This window comes from Stenotrophomonas sp. ASS1 (assembly GCF_004346925.1).
GTDB classification, from domain to species: Bacteria; Pseudomonadota; Gammaproteobacteria; order Xanthomonadales; family Xanthomonadaceae; genus Stenotrophomonas; species Stenotrophomonas maltophilia_A.
In genome coordinates, this window is sequence record NZ_CP031167.1 from 2,783,345 (window position 1) to 2,798,417 (window position 15,073).

Sequence of the window (15,073 nt, forward strand, 5' to 3'; positions counted from 1 at the left end):
TCCATACGCGTGGGCGGAGTGATTTCATCCCATCCGCATCGCGTTATTTTCGCGCGCCTGCACTCCGATATCCTGCTGGTGTTGCCCGGCGGTCTGCTGCCGCTCCAGACTGGCGGCTTCCATCTGCTGCAACGACTGTGCAACCGGCGTATGCACTGCTACATCTGTGGGCATTGAAACGCGCAGGTGGGCGGGATCGTTCATCTCGCCCTGCACCACGAACACGTTCCGCCCTGCGGGAGCGTCGTCCGTCTGGGCGCTCAGCAGCACGTGATCGGCGCGTTCAAGCTGGTTGCGGCGGGCCAAGGCCATCACGCTCGCCACAAGACGCTCGCTGCTCTCATCGTGGGTGCGCCCGGCGCTGGCATCGATCGCGGCAACGCCTTCGCGCACCTGCTGCATCAGTGCGTACTCCCGATGGCCTGGGCCGATGTCCGCCAGGCGGGTCAGCGCCTGTGAGGGATCCGGCACGTCGTCCACCGCTGCGGTCAGCGGGCTGCGGGTAATGGTCCGATACGGGTCGTCCGGGTGGAACTGGGTACGTTTTTCCTGGCGTTCCAGACGAACCTCGCGCGCGTCGTTGAGTTCAGCGATACGGGCGGGATCGGTGATCTCGCGCAGCGACATGTGACCGCCGCCCGCATTGACGCTGGCCCATTTTCTGTCCGCTTCGAAGTACATCGCGTAATAGCTGTTGCCACCGATGATGTTCGGATCGACCGCCGAGCGCCCTTCCAGGGCCTGGGTGGCTTCCAGCACACTCAACCGGGTCAGGTACTGGCCGCCCTTCGTCCATCCCATCTGGCTGATGGCATCGACGCTGGTGTTGCCTACGCGGGGGCCTCCGGCGTAGTCGTTGTTGAGCATGTTGGTCCAGATCTGTTCCAGCTTCGCGGGGCCGCTCTTCTGCTCCGCCGCCTGCAGCAGCACGCGCGGCGTCCAGCAGTTGGGATCAAGCTCATGCCGTTCAAATGCCCGGTCGTGGGCCAGCATCACATCCTTGCCGGGAAGATTCAGTGCCAGGTCTGGGCGGCGTTCGTTCATCCACTGCCGCCGCAGTTCAAGATCTCTTTCGAGCAGGGTCTGCCCGAAGGACTCCCATTGCCGCTCGGTCAACTGTGCATTCGAGAAACGGGATCCCTCTTCCTGCTGGGTCTTCGCGTAGCTCTGTGCATAGCTGTTCGCTACGCGCCCCGGCAGGCTGTCATTGCGTACAACACCCAGCGCCAGTGTCCCGTACCCATCGGCGCCCGGCAGCTGCGACAGGTAGTTCCAGTAAAGCTCGCGGTTGCCATCTCTGGCATAGCTGCCAAGGATTCTGAGATCGTGTTCGGTCAATCCACTCATGCCTTACCCCTTCTCTTCCCTGAACCACCGATCACTTGGACCGGGTGCGCGCGATGACATCCCTGACGGCCTCTTCCATACGCTTCCAGTCCTTCAGAAACGCTCTCTTGTAGTCCAGGCTGATGGACAGCCTGTTGTCGATGTCCACGAAATAGTGAACGCAGCCCGCTGCCACTTCTCCCGGCTCGCTGATCACCTCGCCCCCCTCCAACCGCACGCCATCGCGTCGGAATTCCTCGCCGTCACATTTGATGAACGAGCTGATCCGGCCATCGCCCTGGCGTGCGATGTACCAGTCTCTCTCATAGGCCGGATTGCGGACAGGCGGCTTCCCGTACCGCGCCTCATGCTTCTTCGCGTACAACACCATCTTCGCTTCATCGATTGCATAGGGCGTCAGACCCAAGGTCTCCGGCTGTGCAACGCGTTGATCTAGACGGTCCCTGGGATCCTCCCTTTCCACAGAGCCCTCCTCCGTGATGGCTTCATTTGACGACAGCCTTGAGAGCAGTGTTTCGACGGGAACCCGATCAACGTAGTTGATCCGAATGGGAATCTCCTTCCGGAAATCATTCGTACGTGGGTTCGCCCGGGCGCCCGGCGGCGTCGGCTTCATGTCCGGCCATTCGATGACCAGGGTCACACCTTCTCCGGGCCACGGTGCGATCTGGCTGTCCAGATAATTGGCCGGAATGCGGAAGGTATTCGGCCCGAGCTTCACGTCCACGGGCGCATCGGTATAGGTGTGGCCGTTGATCGTGCGGCCGGTCTGGGTTGCGCCGGACATGGCGGGATTCCTTTCATTCTCGGTGGACGGCGGCCGTGCACACGCGCTGGCACTCACTGCGATGGCAAGTGCCAGCGGCAGACAACGGCGGGGGGACATCACGTGCATGGGCATTCCATTGCAGGGCTCCTGGGCCACTATAGGCAAGCGGGCGTCAACGGAACAGGAACCGCATCGCCGCCCTTCACGAAGCGAGGCAGCGCTCCACATGCGCTGCCTGCGGCAATACCACTACCGCGATTGCTATGGCCTCCGAAACGCTGCGGGGTGCGCGGGCCATGTCGACCACACTCGGCGCTACGCTTCAGACCTCAGCTGTCGGTGTCCGTGCTTCTATGGCCACGATAGGTTTCGCCCCACTCGCGCATGGCCAGCAGCACCGGCACCAGCGTGCGCCCGAATTCGGACAGCTCGTACTCGACCTTCGGTGGCACCTCTGCATAGACATGGCGGATCACCACCCCATCAGCTTCCAGCTCCCGCAGCTGGCTGGTCAGCATGGACTGGGTGGCATTGGGCACCCGCCGCGTCAGCTCCATGAAGCGACGCTTGCCGGTCATCAGGTGAAAGAGGATGACAGGCTTCCACACGCCCCCCATGACCGACAGCGTGACCTCCACGGCGCAACCGCTCTTGCCATCCCAACGCTTGCTACGCATGCATACTCCGGAAAACCATAGTACCTACGGAAAATCATCGTTCTTGTTGCAATAGCAGTGCGAGCCTAGCATGGCCCCATTCCTTGAATGTGAGCCCCTCCATGACGTTCAAAGCACTGCTCGCCCGCAAGACGAACAACCAGGTTTCGACCGATCTGGTCGATTTTGATGAGGCCGATCTGATGGACGGCGACGTCCTGGTGCAGGTCGAGTACTCCACGCTCAACTACAAGGATGCGCTTGCCCTCACCGGCAAGAGCCCGGTCATCCGGACTTTCCCGCTCATTCCCGGCATCGATCTGGCAGGCGTGGTGCTGGAATCCAGCAGGGCCGACTTCAAGCCAGGCGACCGCGTTGTGCTCAATGGCTGGGGCCTGAGCATGAGTCACCACGGCGGCCTGGCACAGCGCGCCCGCGTGCGCGGCGAATGGCTCAACCGGATTCCCGACAACCTGAGCACCCGCGACGCAATGGCCATCGGCACCGCGGGCTATACCGCCATGCTGTGCGTGCTGGCCCTGGAACATGCCGGCGTGACGCCCGACAAGGGCGATGTGCTGGTGACCGGCGCCAACGGCGGTGTCGGCTCGATTGCGGTGGCGATCCTTTCAAAGCTGGGCTATCGCGTGGTGGCCGCCACCGGGCGCCCGGAGCATGCTGAGTATCTGCACAACCTGGGTGCGAGCGAAATCATCGACCGCGCGCAGCTTTCGGAACCACGCGACCGGCCGGTGAGCGCCGAACGCTGGGCCGGCGTGGTGGATGTGGCCGGCGGCCCTACCCTCGTCAACGCCATCGCCGAGACCAAGTACCGCGGTGCCGTGGCCGCGTGCGGCCTGGCGCAGAGCGACGCGCTGCACGGCTCGGTGCTGCCTTTCATCCTGCGCAACGTGACCCTTGCGGGCGTGGATTCGGTGAACGCGCCGCAGGACGTCCGCCAGCGCGCGTGGGACCGGCTTGCCACCGACCTGGATCCGCAGAAGCTTGAAAGCACGGTGCAGCTGATTGGGCTTGCCGACGTGCTTGAGGTTTACGAGCAGATCATTCCGGGCAAGGTGCGTGGGCGGATAGTGGTGGATGTGAATGCCTGAGGAAGCCTCCCCAGCGGATTCCATCCGGCAACGAATGGTGAACACGCCGTGAAACCATGCGTGCGGCAGTGGCCGTTTGCCACTGCTGCTCGCATACGCTCAGGTTTCCGCCGACTGTGGACACCGCCATGTCAATGACTGCACTCGCACTTGCGACCGCTCTTTCCGGCCTGCCCGACATTGCCTGGGAGCGCGAGCGCGGCGAAGACGCACATCAGCTGATGCTCTGCCAGATCCATCGCGATGAGCTGATGCAGGATGACGCGAAGAGCGATGCCTACCAACGCGCCAAGGCTGTCTGCGATCTCCTGGCGCGTGAGTACAGGAACAAATGGGATTTCGATGCGCAGGAGGCATTGGCGGCATCGGCAGTGGATCTGGATGAGCTGATCCGGCGGGGAGACCTGGTTGAGGTGCCTCCAACAAGGCAGGACCGCGTCTACGAGTGATTCCGTGCCGGCAGGTGCTGGCACCTGGAGCTGCCGCAGGGCAACCAGGTCCAGTGCCGATCGGCGAGGCTAGCGGATGCGACTCCGCGCCAGTGCCAGGCGCCTGATCTCGACTGGCAGAAACACGACGCCGTCCTCCATTTCGATGCGCATCTGCGAGGCATCACCTTCGTGCCCCTGCATTGCAGCGGCCACCAGAATCTTCAGTGCATCCGTGCGGATATCGTAGCCGCCGACGGTGTGCTTCAAGGTACCCACACTGTTCCAGTCGATTTCCATGATCGGCGTCCACATCCACAGGCTTCATGCTGGCAACGGCCTTCGCCCACGTCAATGAAACCGGTCGCACGGCCGACCATGAAGCGAAAGGCCACGCGCGTGGTCAAGGCCCCTTATCATGGAGGGGTAAGGGCTCTGCAAGCCCAGTTGACGTACGCAAGGCAGTATCTGGATGTCTATGGAATGGCGCCCCTCGGGCTGGGGCCTACGTGTGACCCGCTCGCCGAACTGGTGGCTGCGACTTGACGGCGAACATGTTGAGCTTTTGATTGAAGGTCGCCAGTACCGGCAACACGTGGCTGACGACGAGCGCGTGCAGGTCATCCCTGGACTATTCTGGGCCAAGGTCGTCCTGCAGACCCAGGGCGACGGCGTCCTGACCGTGGATGGACTGTCCAACAGCCAGGCTTCCCGGCTTGCGGCAGCGCTGCAGCAGCTGCGCTTTACGGGTACCACGCGCGGGCGCAAGGCACTGTTCGACACGATTCTGGAGCAGATCCAGTCGTGGCTGGCCGAAGCAGATGCCCTCATCGACCGGGGCAGCACCGGCCGCCGCTGGATCACGCACGAACAACAGCAGGCACTGCTGGCCGGTCGCCCCGCCCTGCCGCTCCCGCCGCGCGAGCTGGAACAATTGTTCCTGGATGAGGATGTGCACGAGGACCTGCATTCGCCCAGCCACCGTGCAGCACTGGACGCCCTGCACGACTGGCAGCTGGACTGGCCCGCGGCGTGGGCCGACGCCAACGCAACCATGACAGCGCGCGAACGGGTACTGGCCAAGGACTTCCTGGACCGGGTCGAGAGCAAGCCGCTGACCGACGAGCAGGCCCGCGCGGTCATATGCTTCGACAATCGCGTGCAGGTCGTGGCCGCAGCCGGCTCTGGCAAGACCTCCACCATGGTCGCCAAGGCCGCTTATGCCATCGATCGCGGCTTTGTCGAACCCGAACGGATCGTGATGCTCGCCTTCAACAAGGACGCCGCCAGGGAGCTTGAAGAGCGCGCGGAGCGATGCTTCGACCGGCTCGGCATGGGCGACACCGTGGTTGAAGCCCGGACCTTCCACGCCCTCGGCCTGGCCATCGTCGCCAAGGCCACCGGACGCAAGCCCGACATCCCCGAATGGACCACTGACGCCACGCTGGGCTTCAACAAGCTGGCCGAACTGGTGGACGACCTGAAGGACCGCTCGACCCACTTCCGCACCCAGTGGGATATGTTCCGCCTGGTGTTCGGGCGTGACCTGCCGCCATTCGGCGCGGAAATGGAGGCCGACGGCTACGACCGCGATGGCACGCCCTACATCCGTACCCTGCAGGGGGAACGGGTGAAGAGCCTGGAAGAGTGCGTGATCGCCGACTGGCTCTTCTACAACGGCGTGACGTACGACTACGAGCGGCGCTACGAGTTCGACACTGCGACAGACACCCATCGCCAGTATCGTCCGGACTTCTACTATCCGGACGCCCAGCTGTATCACGAGCACTTTGCGCTGGATGCCGATGGCCAGCCGCCGAAGCACTTTGCCAACTACAGCGAAGGGATGCACTGGAAGCGCCAGCAGCATGTGGCGCGCGGCACGGCCCTTGTCGAGACGACATCCTTTGGCCTGCGCAGCGGGCATGCCCTGCTGGATCTCGCAGAGAAGCTTGGCGAGTGCGACATCGAGCTCGACCCGAACCCGGACCGCGAGCTGCCCGATCAGGGCGCCAAGCCGATGCCCGATGCGGACCTGATCGGCTTGATGCGCACCTTCATTGCCCACGCCAAGAGCAACTGCCTGACGCTGGACGATATGGCCGCACGCCTGCGGCAGATGCCCGAGGATCAGTTCAAGGAGCGACACCGTCGCTTCCTGGAAATCGCAGGGCCGGTTTTCCAGGCCTGGGACAACGCGCTGGCTGACGAGCGCGGCATCGACTTCGAGGACATGCTCAACATGGCGGCCGGGCTGCTGGAACAGGGCCACTATGAATCACCCTACGATCTGGTGATGGCCGATGAATTCCAGGACGCTTCGCGCGCCCGTGCGCGCCTCTGCCGTGCATTGGTCAGCCGCCCCGGCCGCTATCTGTTTGCGGTGGGCGATGACTGGCAGTCGATCAACCGCTTCGCCGGTGCCGACGTTTCGGTGATGACCGGATTCCGCGAGTGGATGGGCCATGGCCAGGTGCTGAAGCTCGAGCAGACATTCCGCTGCCCGCAGGCACTGTGCGATGTGTCCAGCCGCTTCATCAGCCGCAACTCCGCGCAGATCGCCAAAGCAGTTCGCTCAACTGCAACGGCCATGGGCCCGGTGCTGCAGGCGTTCCAGATGAATCGGCGTGAGGAGGTGCAGGATGGCGTTCGCCAGTACCTCGCCAAGCTGCATCAGCAGTTGTTGTCCGGGGCGGTGCCGCAAGGGCGCAACGGGCGCGTGACGGTCTTCATCCTGGGGCGCTACCGCGCCGATCGCAGCGCGATGCCTTCGGATTGGAAGACAGCCTTCGGCAGCACGATGGAGGTCGAATTCCTGACCGCACATCGATCGAAGGGGCGCGAAGCGGACTACGTGATCCTGCCGGGCATGATCAACCGCAGCTTTCCGAGCTTGCGCGCGGATGACCCGGCGCTTTCGCTGGCGATGCCGGATGGGGATACCTATCCGCTGAGCGAAGAACGGCGGTTGTTCTATGTCGCGCTTACGCGGGCGCGACGGTCGGTGGCGATGTTCACCGTGCAGGGGAAGCATTCGCCGTTCCTGGATGAGCTGGTGAAGGACGGGGCAGTGGAAATAACAAGCCTGTCTGGCGTGACCATCAATGAAGAACGCTGCCCAGTGTGCAAGGTCGGCGTGTTTGTGGACCGCAATGGGCCGCATGGGGCTTTCCGGTCGTGCTCAAGTTATCCGTTGTGCCACAACAAGCCGAAGGTTGGGCGACGCGGGTAAGTGCGTTCAGCTGAACCCATATGCGCCCGCCCATACCGACCCACCCGGCCCCCTGTTGCCATGACGACGCTGATTGAACTAAACATGTTGGAGCTCAACGCAGCGGAGGCCAGCAGCCACGTTGAACTGAACCCACCGGGGTCCGCGGCCAGGTCTTTGAGGGCAATAGCCACCCACTTTCCTTTCTCGTTCTTCTTTCGGGGGCCGCGATCTTCCCGGAGAAAGTCCTCCAGCTGTTCGTCGTCGGCAAGGAACTGGACAAACACTGCCCGCAGGAATTGCTCAATCTGGGAGCGGTGCATCGCCAAGGCCACTGCGGGGAGATCGATGGGATGGGTCTCCAGGAGGAACAGCAGCGCACGGCCGTAGTCCATCGATGCCCTCAATAGCTGGAAGGTCACCCGGTGGCGCTCACTGCCGGCGGGAACAGTGATGCGGGCCATGCAGGACATGTTCGATTCCAGGCTGACCTTGGCCTCTCTGGCCTCCTGTGCGATGTCCAACGCCGTGGGCTGGCGCTTGGCAGCACGAGCGTCCAGCGCCGATTGAATGCCGCGGCTCAACGGGTCTTCCTTCATGCCATCGCCTCTTGGGGTTTCTTTGCCTGCTGGCGCGGCTTCAAGGCATCTGTCGCCACCTGCCTTGGATCCGCCAACCACAAAGGCGCCACCTCGGGGAACAGTCGGAGCATGAGAGGATCCCAGGACCGGTGGGGCGCAAAGGTCGTCTCCCCCCGGGCCAAACTGGTGAGCACGCCTTTCATCTTTGCCTGGAGCTTGCCGGTGCGATCTTGGGACACGACCGTCTTCAATTGGTGGTGTGCACGGAGCATGCAACGGTAGAACCACAAGCTCTTGGGCCAGATTTTGTGGGCGTGGTGGCCCAGCTCGGCCAGCGTTTCAAACCCGATGCCCAACGGCCGCCCTTCGCCGTGCTTGATCGAATAGCCAATCACCAGCAGTCGGTCCAAATCGGGGGCTTCCTTGGCATAAGCCGGCAGCGCGATCCCCACCGGGGAGAACAAGCGGCGCAAGTCTTCCCAACGGCGATCGCGCTCCTTGTAGTCGGTGATCTCTCCCCGCAGCAGGGCCACGTAGAAGGTTTCGAAAGCCTCTCGCCGATGGCTCCAGACCTGCTCCTCCTGCCAGGCCATCCGGTCCATTTCTGCTTGAGCTTTGCGCCCTTCGTAGTCGAAGGCGTAGGCCCGAGGGATGCCTCGGCTGCAGGTGTCGAACGTGAGATCGTCGAAGAAAACCTCCCGCCGCACCTCCTCGTCGTGGATCGTGCCGCCCTCCAGGCGGGGCTCCAGCCAAACACCTTCGAGGCAGAAGCGACCCTCACGCTGGGAACGGGCCACGGTGGCGGGCGTGACCCGAAACGCATTGCGGTTGTTGGCAAAAAACAGGTCGTCTTCGGACAGTCGGAACTGGTCCAGATCCAAGTCCTTAAAGAGCCACAGCATGCGCCCTCCGTTCTTTCGGTAATGCCGCATCCGCTCGGCGATGACGTGAACGAACGTGGTGGAGAGCTGGATCTCAATGGCCCACCGCTGGCCGTCCCGCTGCGTCTGCACGTCGGGCTGGCGCCACTTCACGCCCTCAATGTCCCACCACCGCTCTTCCAGCTTGGTCTCCTGGAAAGACGGATCAGCGTCCAAGCTGTCCCTCACCCACCCCTTGAACGCCTTGTGGAGCGCGCCCTCCTTACACAGCCCAAACCGTCGCGCCAGGATGGCTTGGGGCGAATGTCCCTTACGCCCGGTGCAGGTTTCGCGGTGGCGAGCCGTGAGGTGATCGAAGTAGAAACGGTATTCGGTTCGGGCACGGATGGCTTTGGACCTCACGCCCATGGTGTCCTGGCAATAGGGGCACATGAACCTCGGGATGCCGCCGAGCACCTCCAGTTCGGCCGCCAGCCGCCCATCCCGGACGACCTCTCCGTAATCCCGGCCTTCCATGAAGGCCTCCAACGTCAAGCATTCGCCACCCTTCCGATCCCAGACCAAATCGTGGGATCGCTTCGCAGCTGGCATGTAAAGGACGGTTCTCTCCATGGAACTACTTTAGTCAGAACCTGTCTCGCCAGATGAGACCCTGATCCGAAAGGCATTGGCACCCAACACATCAACGCCGGCAGGGGAACAGCAACCAAGGGTCAATCGTCGCCAGCATCCACCACCACCTCAACCACCAAGCGAAAAGCGTTCGCTGCTCGATTCTGGTGGATACGCAACAATTGACGGCGTCTCGCCAGCGTTGCTTGCTCGAGCTCGAGCGCCTCCCGAACGAAATCGTCCCCATGCAGATCCGATTTGCGCGAGTTGCAACTCACACATGCCAACACGATGTTGGAGATGAAGTGGCTCCCCCCGTGATGCAAGGACACGTAGTGATCCTCGTGGCAACTGGTGGGCTCGCCTGGGCCGTTTACAGCACCACCCGGTCCCTCGAGGGATCTGTAGCAGTAGTAGCAGCGACGCTCCTGGAGTGCCAGCAGCGCCCTAATCTGCTCAGCGGTGCGCGAGCCCGGCGCCGCCTTCGACTTCAAGGCCCGGTGAAACGACGTTCGTCGACGTGTCTCTCGGACGCGGACTTTCCAATGTGCATGAAAGGTATCCAAGGGCAAGAGCACCTCCAGATCGGAGGACTGGAAGAAACGGCGAGCACCTGCTTTGCACGCCTCGTGAATGCTCCAATCCTCCAGCGTTTCGTTGCAGCGTGCACATCGCCCATGCTGGGTAAAAAACTGCCTCAGCTCGTCGCTGATCCCAAAACGTGCGTTGAGATCCACACGCTGAAACCGGCAACCGATCATGCCGTCGGAAAAGACCTGATCTCCCAGGCGCTCATAGGGATAACGACGGACCATGCCCCCCCCCCGCCTTTGTCAGACACCCGAGAATGGTGCCCGCTTTCCCTACCAGCTGCCAGCAGAGATCGCCCGTGGTTGGTCCAGACCATCTCTCAGCAACAGCCGCACCAACTCGCTGACGTGAACCCCCTCCCGGGCCGCCGCCTGCTCCAGCCGCTCTTTCAGCTGCCGTGGCACGCGAACGGCCATCTGCACGTAAGGTGGCCGGCTCACGTGGACAGCCTCGCCACGGTGAGCACCCACGCCAACGCCGAACCACTTGTCGATCAGCGGTGATCCGCATGGCTACTGGGGCCGGAACCGTGTCGGCCCGGGCTGAGCGAACTTCGACTACCCAGATGCAAAACGGCGGCGAGTGGCCGCTATTTTTTCTCGCGGCTGTCTTTCCTCCCCCCCCCAAACCTCCGGACGCGGCCAACAAACTGACCTAGCCCAGCAATAGGAGGTTCGCTTGAGCGCAACTTTGTACCTGACTGATGCATGAGAACATTCCAGAAGGAATCTGGAGAACGCCATGTCCACCATCACCACCTACGCTCTCATCGCGGCTCTCGCCGTGGTCGTTGTTGCGGCGCTGTTCTACGCCTTCAGGCGAGACGCCGAAGCTGAGCGAATTAAGACGACGAAGGTGCTAATGCTCAAGCAGGTGCTCCCAGCTTCTCGACCACACGACGAAGCAGCCAGCGAGGCAGACGCGACACTGCCGAAAATCGAGATATCCTTGTTCAGTAACACGGACGATGCGTATCGCAGGAACCACGTTTCGGTGATCGGTGAACGCGATGGATTCCACGGAACAAGTAACATCGGCCCTCCTTAAGATCGAATGACAGTAAGACCATTGAAACCCGATTTCAGCTAGCCATACTGGAAACGCATCTAGAAACCTTAGGACTATTGTTTTTGACCAGTGACCGAGAGTGCGGGGAACCACCAAGTGACGCGCCACAAGGGAGTGTCACCGGGCAGCTTCTATCCATTTTCTGCAGGACAGCCTGGCCAGAACATGGCAAGTCAGAATATCAAGATTCTCGCCGTCGTTCCGATACACCTAAGTGCCAAACACGTGGCGCGCACATGCTTGGAATCCAAGCGAATTGACAAAATCTCAAGGACTCGGGATGAAACTATTTTATTGCACCACCACCGTCGCTCTCGTTGCTGTCCTGGCCCTGCCAGCGCTTGCCCATGCGGAAATCCTGAAGGGTGAGCGCATCGTCGGCCATTATGGATGCGGGACCATGACCTGCAACTTTGAAACCCCCGATGCAGGCACTTTCGATTTCGAGATGGAAGACAAGAACGTTGCACCGAAGATCTTTGCTTCTTGCAAGATCGACGACATCTGCGCCATCACCGGAGACTTTGACATCGACAATGCGACCATCGTCAAAGTGACCAAGGTCGAGAATAGCGACCAGAAGCACCAAGACTGACACCGCGACGCAGAGATGCCCACGGAGCAAAAGAAGACCCAGAGCCTAATCAGGCGCTGGGTCTTTTCTTAGGGGACGCTCGAAGAGACTTTCAGCGCCCCCCCCCCCTAATACCCGGTACCAACTCTCCGGGCCACGGCCAGCCGCGTTACTCAACCTCGTTCAGCACCTCTTCCTCGATCTCGTCGAGGGAAGCCTGAACGACGGCCTCCTTCGGCAGCGTGACCGTTGGGCGCGCCTTGGCCATCTTTTCGCAATCCGGTTCGAAGGCTTGGTAGACGAACCGAGCCCTGTCCTTGCTCGCATACATGTCCCTCAAGAACGACGCGTTGAGCCGAGACTTGATGATCTCAACCAACGCATTGGTCTCCGATTCGGACAGCAAGTAGTCGTTCGCCACGGCTTCTACATAGCCAGGAAGCAGGCGTAGCATCTCCTTGGCATCGTCCTCCACCAGCCCATCAAGCAGGTATTTGGACGCCACACTGGACGCAGTACCACCCGCCAGCGCTCCCAGAATGCCACCGATCACCCCACCAGCAGCGGTGCCAATGACCGGAACCACCGAACCAACGGCAGCCCCACCCGCAGCGCCAGCCATCCAGCCGCCAGCACCGCCCGCTACGCTTGCGCCGTTGACCGCGAGGTTCTTACCGAACTGCGCCCAAGAGATGTTGCGGCTGAACGCGGCCCGGTAGAAGTCCGGCCCAGAAATCACGGCAGTGGTCACAGCCCCTGTGATGGCGTTGGTGCGCAACAGCTTGGCGACGTGATTGACCGCAGCGGCGCCGTAGACTGCCTTGCCCAACGACACCTGAGCGACCTTCTGAATTGCACTGCGGCCAAGGGCGCTCTGGGACACGAACTTGACCCCATCACGGGCTGCCACCACTCCAATGGCCGCGGCCTTGGTTCGCAGGATCTGGGCGGTAGCGATCCCAGAAACAAAGGAAGTTGCACCGGATTCCAGTGCCATGGTCAGCGCACCATTCAGCGCCTCCATACTGGTTCGCCCATCCCACTTTTGCCGAGCGAAGTTGATGGAGAAGGAGATCGCGAATGCATAGCTGGAAGCGATGCTCTGCGTCTTCATGTCATAGGTCAGGCTATCGATGTTGCCAGCCCGGGCGATGTTCCTCGCCTGACGGTAAGTCGTGCTGCCCTTCTTAATGATGCGCTCGGCTTCCGCCGGATCGCTGATACCCGGCACCTGACCGCTGCTGATGCGCTTGCGCATCAACTTGATCGCGTCCTCATACTGATCGGACGGCACTTCAAGCAACTGCCCTTCGTAGCGATAGCCATCCGCTCCAAACGCCGATCCAACCGTTTCACTCGCGGTCGCAAAATACTTGGTCTGAATCCGAACGCCGTCCACGATTCGATCGGGGCCGTTGAGCGAATTGTCCGCGCCAACCTGCTCAACCTTCCGACCAGCAAGGATGTCGGCAAAGGCGTTTGCCTCCTCCGCTGCGAAGCCCGTTCCACCTTTGGTGTGGAACTTGTTGATCTGGGTGCGCTCCAAGCCGACAGCCACCGCCGACGTTGACAGCATTTCATAGAGGTTGCCGATGCCGGGCGGATCGGAAAACGCCACCGTGCCCATGAGCACGGAAGCAGCAGTCTCATCCCAACGGATCATCAGAATCGGGGATTCACCCTCCCCCGCGACGTTGGTGACCACAAAGCCCTGAGCATCGAGTGACTTCAACACCCGCTCCAGCCCAGCAGCGATTGCTGGGGTATCCATCACAAAGCGCAGCGCGCCATGCCCGCCGCGGGACGCTGCATCGATGTGGGTGGTCAACGTGGACAGAACCTTGTCCGCCCAGGCGTCGGAACGCTGCTGCGCCGTCCGGCGGAGGTCTGCAGCCGAAACAATCGTGTTCAAGACGAGCTCCTTTCGCTTGGCGAGGTGATCAGATCAACGGCGCAGGGGTCGGCGGCAGGCTAGAGCCGCTTGCGTCTTCGGATTCTTCCTGCTCCTCGGCCCAGCTGATATCCAGAACCACAGCTTCTTTGTGACGCGGTGCCTCTACCGAGGCATCGGTGTCAGCTCCACTGCCAGCGGCCGTCCGCAGCACTTTCTTGGTAACAGCCGTTGAGACCGCAAGGCGCTTCCCGCGCTGCGAGACGTTGAAGCCTTGTTGAGTTAGGGCGTCCATAACTTCCTCAAGGCCAGCCTCCTCGTTCTCACTCACCTGGAGCTCATAGGACGCTGCCATCTCGCCGCTATCGGAGGCGGCCGAGATTACCGCGGTGATCTGCTCCAAGTGTGCCGTCCGCCACTGTTCGCGCACTGCGGCCATGTTGCCGCGCGCCTGGGCGGCCGAAATATCCAATGCCATCTTGAAGCTCCTTGTGTTGGTTGGGACGCCAGTGGAACCGAATCTCGTCGCACACATTGAGAAAGTGGAGAACATAGTTTGCGCCCCCCCGGCCCTTGCGCAACTGGCACCACAAGTCTGGTCGTCCGTGAGGTTAGCGGCCGACAATCGCCCAGCTTGAGACCCCGATTCTTACAACCACTGGGTAGCGCGCGTCCTCGGTCGAAAGAGCTAACGATCTGAGAATAAAGGGCTTCTCGAACACGCCATTGCCGGCCCAAGGAATGCCAACAAGACAAAGCATCGGGAGCCGAACACGCTCTATCCACAATCAGTGGCGCCTGGGCTTTGGACGCAACCCCAGGTGAGCCAGGTCGGCGCTCACCACAGGTGATGGAACGCCCAGGGCTTGGGCAATGGCCGCCCGGCGGTGTTCCTCTCTAAACATCCGGGCGACTTCGGAGCGGCGGTGGGTAAGATCTCGACTCAACCCTAACGTCTCAGTGCCGCCCGGCCACAGGCGCCCTCGTTGCATGACGATGCATTCTCACCACCACCCCATGCTTCAACACGCGCAATCGGCACAACCCGTGTCTTACTGCCCTCCCCCACCAGGAACACTTGGTCGCCTTCGCGCACGTCCACGTCGGCGTCTTGGACTACCGCCAGGACGCGCTGGCGGCGATCGGACAAGACGCACACATAAATCTCCACTGCACGGCGGCCGCTGAGGCCCTTTTGAATGGCGGTTCCGGCGCCCCACCGATGACGCCACCGGCCACACGGGCGGCATTGCGGTAGTCACCGTCCACCTTGCGAGCCGCGCCGTAGCCCACAGCGGCGCCGACGGCCGAGCCAGCGTTGAGCCGCTGGTCTGACTTCAGCTGAACCGTGC

At 61.9% G+C, this 15,073-nt stretch carries 15 protein-coding genes; 5 read left to right on the top strand and 10 right to left on the bottom strand.

The genetic code is table 11. The annotated features are described in order from the left end of the window. Positions 1–24: 24 nt before the first annotated feature. From MG068_RS13055 to MG068_RS13065, 3 genes are all read right to left on the bottom strand, one after another. Positions 25–1,347 carry a Smlt3024 family type IV secretion system effector gene (locus MG068_RS13055; protein WP_132810406.1) on the bottom strand — a complete coding sequence of 441 codons (1,323 nt, stop codon included), beginning with the start codon at positions 1,345–1,347 and terminating at the stop codon, positions 25–27. A gap of 31 nt (positions 1,348–1,378) precedes the next feature. Further along, complete coding sequence (locus MG068_RS13060; protein WP_071227577.1) at positions 1,379–2,242, bottom strand: Smlt3025 familytype IV secretion system inhibitor; 864 nt, start codon at positions 2,240–2,242, stop codon at positions 1,379–1,381. Between the two features lie 203 nt (positions 2,243–2,445). Continuing rightward, positions 2,446–2,793, bottom strand: a complete 348-nt coding sequence (locus MG068_RS13065; protein WP_132810407.1) for a winged helix-turn-helix transcriptional regulator — start codon at positions 2,791–2,793, stop codon at positions 2,446–2,448. A 101-nt stretch (positions 2,794–2,894) separates the two neighbouring features. Between MG068_RS13065 and acuI the strand changes: the two genes are divergently transcribed. Then, entirely contained in the window at positions 2,895–3,884 is a 990-nt protein-coding gene (acuI, locus tag MG068_RS13070) for an acrylyl-CoA reductase (NADPH) (RefSeq protein ID WP_107431663.1), read from the top strand. Positions 3,885–4,012: 128 nt separating this feature from the next. Further along, positions 4,013–4,333 carry a hypothetical protein gene (locus MG068_RS13075; RefSeq protein WP_049463018.1) on the top strand — a complete coding sequence of 107 codons (321 nt, stop codon included), beginning with the start codon at positions 4,013–4,015 and terminating at the stop codon, positions 4,331–4,333. Between the two features lie 69 nt (positions 4,334–4,402). On the opposite strand, the gene MG068_RS13080 is transcribed toward MG068_RS13075, so the two are convergent. Beyond that, positions 4,403–4,627 (bottom strand): hypothetical protein, encoded by a 225-nt coding sequence (locus MG068_RS13080; protein WP_132810408.1) that lies wholly within the window; start codon positions 4,625–4,627, stop codon positions 4,403–4,405. 163 nt (positions 4,628–4,790) lie between these two features. Between MG068_RS13080 and MG068_RS13085 the strand changes: the two genes are divergently transcribed. Next, the gene (locus MG068_RS13085) at positions 4,791–7,544 is read left to right on the top strand and encodes a UvrD-helicase domain-containing protein (RefSeq protein ID WP_132811144.1); all 2,754 of its coding nucleotides are present in this window, start codon (positions 4,791–4,793) and stop codon (positions 7,542–7,544) included. Here the strand turns inward: MG068_RS13085 and MG068_RS13090 are convergent. From MG068_RS13090 to MG068_RS21340, 4 genes are all read right to left on the bottom strand, one after another. Next, positions 7,499–8,122, bottom strand: a complete 624-nt coding sequence (locus MG068_RS13090) for a hypothetical protein (protein ID WP_132810409.1) — start codon at positions 8,120–8,122, stop codon at positions 7,499–7,501. The two genes, MG068_RS13085 and MG068_RS13090, sit on opposite strands and share 46 nt — an antisense overlap. Then, positions 8,119–9,501 carry a competence protein CoiA family protein gene (locus tag MG068_RS13095; protein WP_132810410.1) on the bottom strand — a complete coding sequence of 461 codons (1,383 nt, stop codon included), beginning with the start codon at positions 9,499–9,501 and terminating at the stop codon, positions 8,119–8,121. The genes MG068_RS13090 and MG068_RS13095 overlap by 4 nt, the downstream gene beginning before the upstream one ends. Positions 9,502–9,698: 197 nt before the next feature. Further along, entirely contained in the window at positions 9,699–10,412 is a 714-nt protein-coding gene (locus MG068_RS13100) for an HNH endonuclease (RefSeq protein ID WP_132810411.1), read from the bottom strand. Positions 10,413–10,460: 48 nt separating this feature from the next. Continuing rightward, complete coding sequence (locus tag MG068_RS21340; protein ID WP_223276969.1) at positions 10,461–10,604, bottom strand: ribbon-helix-helix protein, CopG family; 144 nt, start codon at positions 10,602–10,604, stop codon at positions 10,461–10,463. A 325-nt stretch (positions 10,605–10,929) separates the two neighbouring features. Here MG068_RS21340 and MG068_RS13110 point away from each other — a divergent pair, with 325 nt between their 5' ends. Continuing rightward, positions 10,930–11,235: a hypothetical protein gene (locus MG068_RS13110; protein WP_132810413.1), complete on the top strand. Its 306-nt coding sequence runs from the start codon at positions 10,930–10,932 to the stop codon at positions 11,233–11,235. Positions 11,236–11,536: 301 nt separating this feature from the next. Next, the gene (locus tag MG068_RS13115; protein ID WP_132810414.1) at positions 11,537–11,851 is read left to right on the top strand and encodes a hypothetical protein; all 315 of its coding nucleotides are present in this window, start codon (positions 11,537–11,539) and stop codon (positions 11,849–11,851) included. 148 nt (positions 11,852–11,999) lie between these two features. Here MG068_RS13115 and MG068_RS13120 read toward each other — a convergent pair whose 3' ends face one another. Both MG068_RS13120 and MG068_RS13125 read right to left on the bottom strand, forming a co-directional pair. Then, a complete protein-coding gene (locus tag MG068_RS13120; protein WP_132810415.1) occupies positions 12,000–13,742 on the bottom strand; it encodes a hypothetical protein in 1,743 nt (580 codons plus the stop codon). A gap of 28 nt (positions 13,743–13,770) precedes the next feature. Next, the gene (locus tag MG068_RS13125; RefSeq protein WP_132810416.1) at positions 13,771–14,199 is read right to left on the bottom strand and encodes a hypothetical protein; all 429 of its coding nucleotides are present in this window, start codon (positions 14,197–14,199) and stop codon (positions 13,771–13,773) included. Positions 14,200–15,073: the final 874 nt, after the last annotated feature.